Annotated in this window: 2 protein-coding genes; one reads left to right on the plus strand and one right to left on the minus strand. The window is 63.0% G+C overall.

Translation table 11 applies throughout. The features are described from left to right. Nucleotides 1-217 precede the first annotated feature (217 nt). Nucleotides 218-1,081 (minus strand): hypothetical protein, encoded by an 864-nt coding sequence (locus ACPXB3_RS22340; RefSeq protein WP_425729831.1) that lies wholly within the window; start codon nucleotides 1,079-1,081, stop codon nucleotides 218-220. On the opposite strand from ACPXB3_RS22340, the gene ACPXB3_RS22345 reads away from it, so the two are divergent. Further along, nucleotides 1,073-1,509 (plus strand): hypothetical protein (locus tag ACPXB3_RS22345; protein WP_425707102.1); only part of this gene is annotated, 437 nt, incomplete at its 3' end. The two genes, ACPXB3_RS22340 and ACPXB3_RS22345, sit on opposite strands and share 9 nt — an antisense overlap.

Below are 1,509 nucleotides of genomic sequence, written 5' to 3' on the forward strand. Positions count from 1 at the left end.
TCCAACATCGACCACACCTCCTCCCCCACCACACCACCCGAACCCACCAACGACCACACACACACATTCACCAAATCAGTGCGCAACCCATTAATACGCATACTATTCCACGGTCGATCCGACCCTAACGAACGCTCAATCCCATAACGCGCGTCATCGACCCGCCACTGCACATAGTCGTGAGGTTCCCAGTCATGCCACCGTGATACATCCATCATCAGTCAGAGTCTCCCTCGCTCAATTTGCCATTACTGCCGCGTTTCGTCGCGCTGATATCGAATTCCCGATGCCGATAGCCCGAATACGAGCCGCCTCTGTTGACGGTCGCCCGCACCAGTTCATACCTCAGCAACCCGTCTTCCAGAGCATCGTTCATCTCACGAGAAAGCTGCCTATAGGCCAGACTGCCACTCTTCCCCATCGCGAGAATGACTGATTCCAAATACCTCCGGTGTCCCTGCTGGTAATGCCGATCATCGAGACCCTTCCGGTGCCCCAACGTTGCGTGTGGGCCTTTCGCCTCCACCACGACAATAATCGGTTCGGTGATCCCCTCCTTGTTGGTCACACCCTCGCGCGGACTGACCCGAACCACCCCATCGGCAGCTCCGCTGCCGTGCGAGCCAATAGGTTGCAACACCTCGATCACGAACTGATGCGGCGGGTACCGCTGCGGGATCGCAACCCCCGCCGCATGCACACCCACCTGCTCACCAGCTTTGGTCACAGCCCAATGAGCGCCCTTGACCTCGGCTTCCGTCGAATCCGGCCTGCCCAACACATGCTTCAACTGAGCACGCGCCCAGTCCCGCATCCGACTCAACCGCTCCGCCACCCGATGCGCCCCATACGACACACTGTTCTCGTACTTCCCATAGACGGCCGGCTCAACGACCACATCCTCGGCCTTGACCTGCCCCTGCTCATCCAACAACGGCACCCGGTCACCGTCGGCGTCATACGACGCCTCGGATTTCCGATACCACCGCACACCTCCGTTTTCACGGTGCGGGCGGTAGTACTTCTCCAGATACCGCCGATCAGCAATCTTCTCGACAACCGGCTGACCCGCATGCTCCACACCATCGATCGGCTCCCGCGGATCAGGCTCTCCCCTGACCACCGCATCACCGGAATCCTCACCCCGGGACGCAGCCTCCTCCACGCCATCCTGGTGCACACCAGCGCGCGAACCCTCATCACCCCCAACACGCGACCCCTCCGCCGCCCGACCTGCCGGACCATCCAAGTCCCCGGCCCCATCGAGGTCCCCAGCCCCATCGAGGTCGTCAGGCTGCCGCATAGCACCAGGGCGCTCCCCCGCACGCTCGTCTTCCTCCTCGGGCCGCCCACCACGGCCTTCCGGTCCAGCCTCTTCGGCAGCGGAATCCCGCCGGCTCGACCCGCGACCATCGTCGCCGTCCCCACGCGGACCGGCCCGCCCAGCATCCCCGTGCTCACCACTCTTCTCGCCCGGAGTGTCCTCACGCGGCCCGTCCCGACGCGTCC

The organism is Gordonia sp. DT219 (assembly GCF_049847065.1).
Classification (GTDB): Bacteria; Actinomycetota; Actinomycetes; order Mycobacteriales; family Mycobacteriaceae; genus Gordonia.